Annotated in this window: 7 protein-coding genes; 2 read left to right on the top strand and 5 right to left on the bottom strand. The window is 53.8% G+C overall.

The window, feature by feature from the left end:
* The first annotated feature begins 480 nt into the window (after positions 1-480).
* Positions 481-783 carry a hypothetical protein gene (locus HBN63_RS19395; protein WP_170050541.1) on the top strand — a complete coding sequence of 101 codons (303 nt, stop codon included), beginning with the start codon at positions 481-483 and terminating at the stop codon, positions 781-783.
* Positions 784-1,048: 265 nt separating this feature from the next.
* Here HBN63_RS19395 and HBN63_RS19390 read toward each other — a convergent pair whose 3' ends face one another.
* A complete protein-coding gene (locus tag HBN63_RS19390; RefSeq protein ID WP_170050540.1) occupies positions 1,049-1,414 on the bottom strand; it encodes a hypothetical protein in 366 nt (121 codons plus the stop codon).
* Between the two features lie 74 nt (positions 1,415-1,488).
* On the opposite strand from HBN63_RS19390, the gene HBN63_RS19385 reads away from it, so the two are divergent.
* Positions 1,489-2,709 carry an N-6 DNA methylase gene (locus tag HBN63_RS19385; RefSeq protein ID WP_170050539.1) on the top strand — a complete coding sequence of 407 codons (1,221 nt, stop codon included), beginning with the start codon at positions 1,489-1,491 and terminating at the stop codon, positions 2,707-2,709.
* Between the two features lie 76 nt (positions 2,710-2,785).
* Here the strand turns inward: HBN63_RS19385 and HBN63_RS19380 are convergent, their stop codons facing one another.
* The 4 genes from HBN63_RS19380 to HBN63_RS19365 all read right to left on the bottom strand — a co-directional run bounded on the left by HBN63_RS19380 (position 2,786) and on the right by HBN63_RS19365 (position 7,645).
* Entirely contained in the window at positions 2,786-3,706 is a 921-nt protein-coding gene (locus tag HBN63_RS19380) for a hypothetical protein (RefSeq protein ID WP_170050538.1), read from the bottom strand.
* 7 nt (positions 3,707-3,713) lie between these two features.
* Positions 3,714-5,726: a hypothetical protein gene (locus HBN63_RS19375; protein WP_170050537.1), complete on the bottom strand. Its 2,013-nt coding sequence runs from the start codon at positions 5,724-5,726 to the stop codon at positions 3,714-3,716.
* 5 nt (positions 5,727-5,731) lie between these two features.
* A complete protein-coding gene (locus tag HBN63_RS19370) occupies positions 5,732-6,640 on the bottom strand; it encodes a hypothetical protein (protein ID WP_170050536.1) in 909 nt (302 codons plus the stop codon).
* A gap of 606 nt (positions 6,641-7,246) precedes the next feature.
* Positions 7,247-7,645 carry a hypothetical protein gene (locus tag HBN63_RS19365; RefSeq protein WP_170050535.1) on the bottom strand — a complete coding sequence of 133 codons (399 nt, stop codon included), beginning with the start codon at positions 7,643-7,645 and terminating at the stop codon, positions 7,247-7,249.
* Positions 7,646-7,647: the final 2 nt, after the last annotated feature.

Raw genomic sequence — 7,647 nt, 5'->3', positions numbered from 1 at the left:
CCGGTTGAGTGGCCGGATGGCCGTGGAATCAGTGGCCGGATGCGCGTGGAATGGGTGGCCGGATCAGCGTGGAATCGGTGGTCAGATGCTCATGGAATGGGTGGCCAGATGACCGTGGAATCCGCAGGTCTTCGGTAGCCGTGCCGCTGCTATCGCATGGCTCGCATCCCCCAATTTTGCCCTGGATGGGAGGGCGCCTCATTACTTGTGCAGCACTGATCTTGGCGCTACCCAGGTGCGTCGGTTGTTGCGCTGTATCGAATACGGCGGGATTTTATAAGTTGAGAAGGCTGAACCATCTCACGGGGCCTAGCCCGCAAGCAAGACGAGTATTACGCGCGCCTCAGTGCAGCCGATCAGGGACGCCGGGGTGACCTGGATGGGCGTGGGCAACTGACCCAAGCCGGCTTGGTTGAGTTTGTGCGCTTCATGCTTTCGGTTTGTAAGGACCAGATTCAGTACGCGCGTGAGGCTATGGCAATGCCAGTTCTGCGCGAACGGCTGGCACGAATTGTCCAATTCGAACCTCGCTTCATCCATGCAGGCATCAAACCTGAGGGGGCACGTGCGCTATACCTGCTGATTATTCAGGGTGAGGTATTGCGCGCTGACTTCAAGGCGTACTTCAACCTGCACGATAAGACGGCGGCTAATCAGCTCAAGGAGCTGCTGCTGCTTGGGGTGGTAGAAGCGCCGTCACCCAAGTCTCGCGACCTTTATCCCGGCTTCCCAGTATGGTTCGCTCAACTGCTCTTCCCGGATTTACACAGGCGATTCCAGTAGCAGTTTTTTTGTTGAGTGCAGATACGGCTACTGCCAAAAACCTTAGCCGGTTGTGTTTCACAGTCCTACTAGAGTGCGCACATTCGGTAGGCTCTTTGCGGGACCAGTACAACTGTTCCTCGAATGAGGAAGTTTGCCCTTGCTGTGCGGCGAGTACGAGCATCGCCCTCCCTTCCGCCTGGTCCCGGACGGCAGTGGTGTGGCAGGCAGAAGTCGGCTAGAGGGCTCATTGGCGAATTATCCCTTTAGGCTGGCACAGCCTGCGCTACCGGCCAACGCTGTCGGGCGAAGAGCGAAGAACTGGGGCGATAGCATCAATCATCAGTGCGAGCGATTGCGCACCCTGTTCTGTGCCATCCCACGCATGCCCCAAGGCCTGCTGAATAGCGGGGTGCTGAATAAGCTGAGTGACATCATGAGCTATGCCGATATTAGCATAAGTTAGTGCCTGTTCGACGGCAGGTGTAATGGTTTTTATATGCCCGTTGAGAAACTTGGATATCGTGTATTGAGGTACGCCTGAACGCCTAGAATACTCGCTTTCAGAAACTCCGAGCGCATGAATATGACGACGCAGCTGACTGCGCGCAGTTAGTACTTCGATGCTTGGTTTTATTGCGATTCTTGGCATAGGTATGTACGATATCAAGCCTGGGCAGAGCCAACAAGCCCATAAGCTCTCACGCACTTGGAGGTGGAAGAGAGATGAAAAAACTAGAAGCTATGAAACGATATCGGGCGGTCAAAGACCCTCGCGCCCGACTGGGTCAGGTCATGACCCCTCCGCTCATGGCGGATGCGTTGCTTCGCTTGTTGGGATCATCCGGAGGTAATTGGCTGGAGCTAGGCTCAGGATCCGGGCGGCTGGCGGAGGCGGTACGAAATAGTGCTGCACCGCTAAGCTACGTCGGGGTTGAGCTGGAGCCTTCAATGATTGATCTCTGCCCGAGGCATCCAGGCTTCGAGTATCTGGAGCACGACGTGCTATCCGCCGCGTCGCTGGGATGCTCCCTGGAGGGGAGGGAGTTCGATCATGTTGTCGGCAATCCTCCCTACGGCGTGCACGGCCTTCCGCCCAAAGCCAAAGGCCGACTGTTGCAGTTATGTCCCGATTTGGAAGCTGCGTTTCACTGGACACCGATTGATCTCTATTTTGTGCTTGAGTCCTTATCTCGACTCAAATCGACTGGCACTGGCGCTTTCATAGTCGGGGCAGATATTCCTTGTGGGGCGCAGAGTATCCCCTTCCGGAAAATGCTGATCGAACAGGCTTCTGAAATCGAGTGCTATGAGCTACCCATCAAAGCCTTCGGGCACCGGGTAGAGGTTCAGTCCTATATGCTGATAGTCCGCTTCGGTCGAACTACAGCACAGCACGTCGTCCTAGGCCGGTTGGACGATGAGTTCAACGTTGCCTCCTTGCGCCGTTTTGGACGAGATCTGGCAGTTCAAAATATGGTGCTGACACACCACGAGTTCAGGGAGATGGATGAGCAATTACGGCGAGCGAGCCAAGGCGTCACGATGAAAGATTTGGGCGTATCTATCATCCGTGGAAGCCGCAGCCGCTCAGAATTTTCACAGCTAGGCGTCGCGCATTTTCATACCTCGGACTTCCGCAATTCAGGCATGGAGATTTCGCTCGACGGGAAAGGCTCATCGGATTATCAGCAAGCAACTGTCGGGGACATCTTGCTTCCTCGTGTAGGCACCCGCTGTCTTGAGCATAAGGCTATTGTCGTCAGTGGCCAGGGACCTTATTCCGAGTCTGTTTTCCGGGTACGCGCCCCGGCGAAGCATCAGGACAGAGTAGTCCGCTGGATCACAAGCGATGCCTGCACTGGCTGGCGAAAGTCTGCCGCTCAAGGGGCATGTGCTAAACATCTGACTGTCACATCGCTACTGGGCATGCCTGTACCTGCATAGTTATGAATCGCCCCTAGTTTCGTAGACACCTCTAAGCCTCGCTCAGATTCAACTCTAGGAGCGGGGCGATTGCGCTTTAACTCAGATCTACCTCGTACCAGCGGGCGCAGTGAACGCCAACGGTACGCCCTTTCTTGCGGCGTGGATGGTCGAAAAGAACTCGCGGCCGTCTCTCCGTTGCGCAAAAAAGTGCTGCACCAATCGCCATTGGTTTAGTGCCAAACGGGGAAACCATAAGGCGGTTGCACACGCTGCGAGCCGTAGTCGCATGGAGCGTTTCTGCTAACAAGTCGTACGCAGCTTTTGGGTTGTTGGCCCCACAGAACTTCACCGTTACGTCTTGGTTTGATAGCAACCTGCTGTTTGCCATCAGAGCTTCAAGATCCCAGGTAGCCTGGAACGGAGGTATGCCAAAAACGACGCTGTACTTCTTCATGAAGTGGCCATCGTCCTGGGTGATAGCTCTGGAAAGTCGCCCACCTTCGAAGCCGAGAAATGCTACGAGATGTACTTTGTCCTGCGGATTCAGCATGCCGGAAAAAGGCGGAATTGATTGCGTCGTGAAACCCTCGCTTAAGGCAAATTCGGCTCCTTTGACCGCCGAATCTTCCAGCTCGCGTTTAACATACCGTTCTGGTTCGACGTAAAGAAAACCGATTCGGGGTCGCTTTCCAGAAAAAGTATACGCATACAGCAGCAATGCGATCTCGGCAAAGTCCAAGGTGGTGGCGTCAATCACGATCGAGTCGGCTTTAAACAGCAGTGCAAGGTCCTCAAGTCCGCCATCGTTGGCTCGAAATGTCTGGTCGCCCACAGCCAACGTATACGTTCCAGGATCGTAGCGAACGAGAAAATGCTGACATCCCAGCTTCTTCGAGCGCTCGACTGAGTGCTGGCTTCTTTCGTCCAAGTCATCAGCCCCAACAAACGCAATGTCCATCACTGGAAGTGCGTTGATGCCCTGGTCATCAATCAAATCTTGTCTGATAAATCGCACGGTCACCTCAGAACAGCCGGCCGGTTTGAGGGATTGGCTGATCGTCGTCTTGGCTTTCCACAAGCTGCTTGAGGAGCGATTCAAACTGCTTGTCGGATTGCATAAGAATGATCTCCAACTGATCAGACGTGAGCGTGATTTTCCGACGCTTTCGATAACTGATTTTGAAGTGCGGTGCATAGATGGTGTTCAGTACTAGCTCGTATTGCACGGAGTCATACACCGCTTTGCCTTTGGTATCGTCCATCTCCCTGAGCACCGACCATATTTTCGCTTCCCGCAGGATCGCCACGGCCGTTTCAGAAAGCGGCGTCGAGTTGGCGCCACTCACGGAAAAGTGATTGATCTCAGGTTCGCTTTGACTACGGCGCTTGTTATACCCCTCGAAAAGGCTACCGAGGCGGCGGGCAAAATCGAGCAACCGATCGCCATGTGGCCCTAGCTGGACGATGTCCTCGAACATTGCAGCCGACACTTGTTGTGCTGCAATCGCCTGATTCTCACAGCTCACCCGGAGAGGATCCGAAATATCACTGGCGGACAGCCGCTGGTACCCCAGCAACAGGGTGGTATGGCAGAGTTCCATAAAAAAGCGGAGGTTTGGCGAGGCGATTTTGCAGAATCGAGAAAAGCCGGAGTAAAGGATGTTTGGTCGCCTGGGGAGGCCCGCATATAGGTGGAACAAACACCCATAGAGGTTGTTATCGACCCAGCCTCCGGTTTTATAGAACGGATCACTCGCCAGTTTGCCGTTCTCTAGCAGATGGTGGAAAAGCTTTACCGCATCCCTACCGGCCTGGCTCTTACGGTGGAGGATGGCGCCCAGCACCACTGTTGCCTCAGCGTATTCCTCGCTGATCAGTGTTTCTGGGTCTATATGGCTAGCAAGCCCCTGCTGCTCCAACCCTTTCCTAATGAACTCAGTTACACGCCGACGTAGCGCGGCATCCTGCAAGGCTTCGCGTGCAATCTCAGGAGCTTGCAACTCGGGCAACACTTGTTTGACGTAGCCGAGGATGTCTCTTCTGTACTCATCGGAAAGGCGGTGCGGCAGATGCACAGGGTCGTGCAGCAACTCTGGCTTGAATGCAGGATATGAGGCGTATCCACCCGCTTGGCAAATCTTGAAGAGAAAAAGCTCTGCGGCAAGAACCTCGAACATCCCCTCTCGATCCAGCAACAATTTTTCTATGTCGATAGTGCGGATGTCATGCGAAGCCATGATCCGCTCTTCGCTGCTGGTTTTGAAATCGGTGACTGCATCTCGCTTGTGGGCAATGTGGACTGTGATGTGCTGCTGCGGATGCTTAATTGCATCACACACAATCTCGCGATGTCGCTGAAGAAGGTTCTCAAATTCGTCGACGAAGACTCTAAAGGATACCGAGCTAAGCCGTGAAGAATGCTTTGCAAGATCTGCAGCCAGGGCCGGAATGATCTTCGTGAAATGAACGAATTTAGGCTCCTGGCACCGCCCCGGATTTCGTACCCAAAGATCAAATTCCGCCAGTAGCACCTCGACTCGCTGCTCCAACGCCTCGAAGCTAGGCTCCGAAAGATCAAGCTGTGTTGTGAGTGTGACACCCAGTTTTACACCACTCAGATCCAGCGCACCGTTTTGTAGATTTCTAGCAGCGCTGATTCCCCGAACAGCCTGACAAGCTTCGTTGATTAGGTTTAACGTCAGGTAGTGGGAGAACGCGTGGCCATCTTGCTGCTCTGGAAGCCAGGTAGGGCTCAACAGTGCACAGAAGCCCGTGTCGGGGCGGAAATACAGTCCGATCTGATCGAACTCACTGTCGCTAATCTGCTCGCGATTAGCACTGAATCTGGATCCATGGCAGAAGTAGCGCAGCAGCATCGTTTTGCCACAGCCGCGCCCGCCCAACACTCGCACCGACTTGTTGTCGCCAAAGATGCTGATTTCCTGGAAAAACGGAGGGACGATGAATTCCTGGGAGACATCAGGTGGCAGGATGTCCGCCCGGTTCTTCAGGAATGCATCTGCTATCGCTTGCATAGCCATCACCTTGTGAGCAGCGCCGCCCACTTACCTGAGCTGGCCCAGAGCATGGACAGAGAGTTATTGGGTGTCGAATGTTCGAAGCCTAGGACAAGTCCCAGGTCAAACTTCCCAAGCTTCGGTATTTCGTGTTTAGCAGCGATCCGGTTGTAGAAGCCCTTAACGTCATCGACGGTGTTGACACCATCTACCCCCCAGATACCGGGGCGGACTTTTAGCTCGCAGAAGAAATTATGCTGGCCATCGAAGATTTCCACCGGAAGGACGGTCAGCCAAGGGCAGTTGTCTTTGAGAGTTTTCAGACCCTCGCTATGAGCGATCAGAGGACAGTAAACGATATGGACGCCCTCTTTTTCATGCAGGGCATGTTCCTTTGCGAATGTGTCGAACTGAGTACCCGTGCCCAGCATGTCATCAACAAAAACCAGGCAACGGACCTTTTTTGAAAGCTCACCAAGCGCATCTGGCCGGCAGGTTAGAAATTTGGATATTCCGGCCCGCCGTTTGTACTGGCGAATGATTAAGGCGCCGCTTTTGCCCGTGTCGAACGCGCGGCTGCCGTCCACACCAACAATCCGGATCGGATAGCCGCTGTCGTTGAGTTGCAGCACTTTGAGGAAGCTTTCGATGTCGGGGTGGGGGAAATGGCCAATTTCCCGGAGATACGTCGGCAATAGGCAGTGGAGCAGGTGGTCGATAGAGCTGTCGATCATCGCCTGTGAGCGATAGATCAGGCGGTTCAGCATGCATGCCGCCAGGTAATTCTCTTCATCGGTACGAAAATTTGAAATCCAGCGGTCGAGTCTAGTTTCGTCGATGCCGGTGATAGCGCTTTTCTTGAGAAGGACGCGAAAGCGCTCCAAGACATCCTCAAGCAGGCCATAGTTTGCGTCTGGGACATGAAACACCATAGACCATCCTTTGCTATGTGGGCTGCGTCTTCGGCCTTGCTCCCTGCCGAAGCACTACAACTGTTAACAGAGCGAGATTGCATGCAAAACACACCAGCATGCAATACGTCCCAGAGCAGAAGCGTTCACTTTTGCTACAGGTAAGTGAAGGGGGAGCGGTCGTTATTCGCTGATGCGATTGAGTTCCTTGTATTCATCCCACTCCATGCCCAGAGCAGATGCAGTTCTGCGGTGCCGATCCAAACGCCAGGCCTGCTCTTGATCAGAAGACACGTCAAGAGTGTGAGCGCAGAACCGTTCGGGTCTTTGCCAGTTGCCTCCTGAGCCTTGACGTAAACCTCAATCCGCTTTTGTTGCCGATATTCATCAACCGAAATGCCTATAGCCTCAATGACGGTAGGGCTCATTGAAGTCAATGGTTTCCGCCAGTATGGGTTTTTCGATGAAGGATTTGGCGCGGGCTTCCTGTAGCTGTTCTTTGAAACTCATGGTGCTGGTGGCCATGCTAACGGGGTAGAACCCCACCGACCTCGAAGCTCCAAACGTAAACGTCGAACGCCGGTAATAGCAACTTGGCAGGGATGGCATAAGTTTCTGAACACCGGATCAGGTCTTCTTTTTAAGCTGTGAAACCGGCCGCTCCAACATTGATTGCGTTAGCCCGTGCATATCCGCATTGGCTTGCCAGATCAAAAACCGGCTATGCATATCTCGAACAGCAGCTGCCAGCTTCTGATTGGTCGCTGTCAGTTCCTCAATGCGCTCGTTGGCTGCCTGAATATCGCTAATCCAGCCCGGCTTCAGCTTCTTAGCCTTCAATCCCGCCTTGGCATTCTTCATTGCTAAATCCACGGCAGGTAGATTCATCAGCGACTGGCGAGCACGACTGATACCCAGTTTTTCTTTGCAGGCGTCAACGAGCAAAGGCCAGGTCAGCTTCGGCTCTGGCCATTCCTCAATCAGCTTAATGATGCGTTTCTCATCCTTTGGCGTTAAATGGCCCATCG

The sequence above is a fragment of the Pseudomonas sp. WS 5011 genome, from assembly GCF_012985775.1.
Taxonomy (GTDB): Bacteria; Pseudomonadota; Gammaproteobacteria; order Pseudomonadales; family Pseudomonadaceae; genus Aquipseudomonas; species Aquipseudomonas peli.
Note: the sequence above shows the minus strand (reverse complement) of the source record. Positions and strands in the feature narration are given on the sequence as shown.

Excerpts from the sequence above, each read along its gene's own strand:
- HBN63_RS19395 (WP_170050541.1), top strand. The coding sequence starts at position 481 with ATGCCAGTTCTGCGCGAACGGCTGGCACGAATTGTCCAATTCGAACCT.
- HBN63_RS19390 (WP_170050540.1), bottom strand. The coding sequence starts at position 1,414 with ATGCCAAGAATCGCAATAAAACCAAGCATCGAAGTACTAACTGCGCGC.
- HBN63_RS19385 (WP_170050539.1), top strand. The coding sequence starts at position 1,489 with ATGAAAAAACTAGAAGCTATGAAACGATATCGGGCGGTCAAAGACCCT.
- HBN63_RS19375 (WP_170050537.1), bottom strand. The coding sequence starts at position 5,726 with ATGCAAGCGATAGCAGATGCATTCCTGAAGAACCGGGCGGACATCCTG.
- HBN63_RS19370 (WP_170050536.1), bottom strand. The coding sequence starts at position 6,640 with ATGGTGTTTCATGTCCCAGACGCAAACTATGGCCTGCTTGAGGATGTC.
- HBN63_RS19365 (WP_170050535.1), bottom strand. The coding sequence starts at position 7,645 with ATGGGCCATTTAACGCCAAAGGATGAGAAACGCATCATTAAGCTGATT.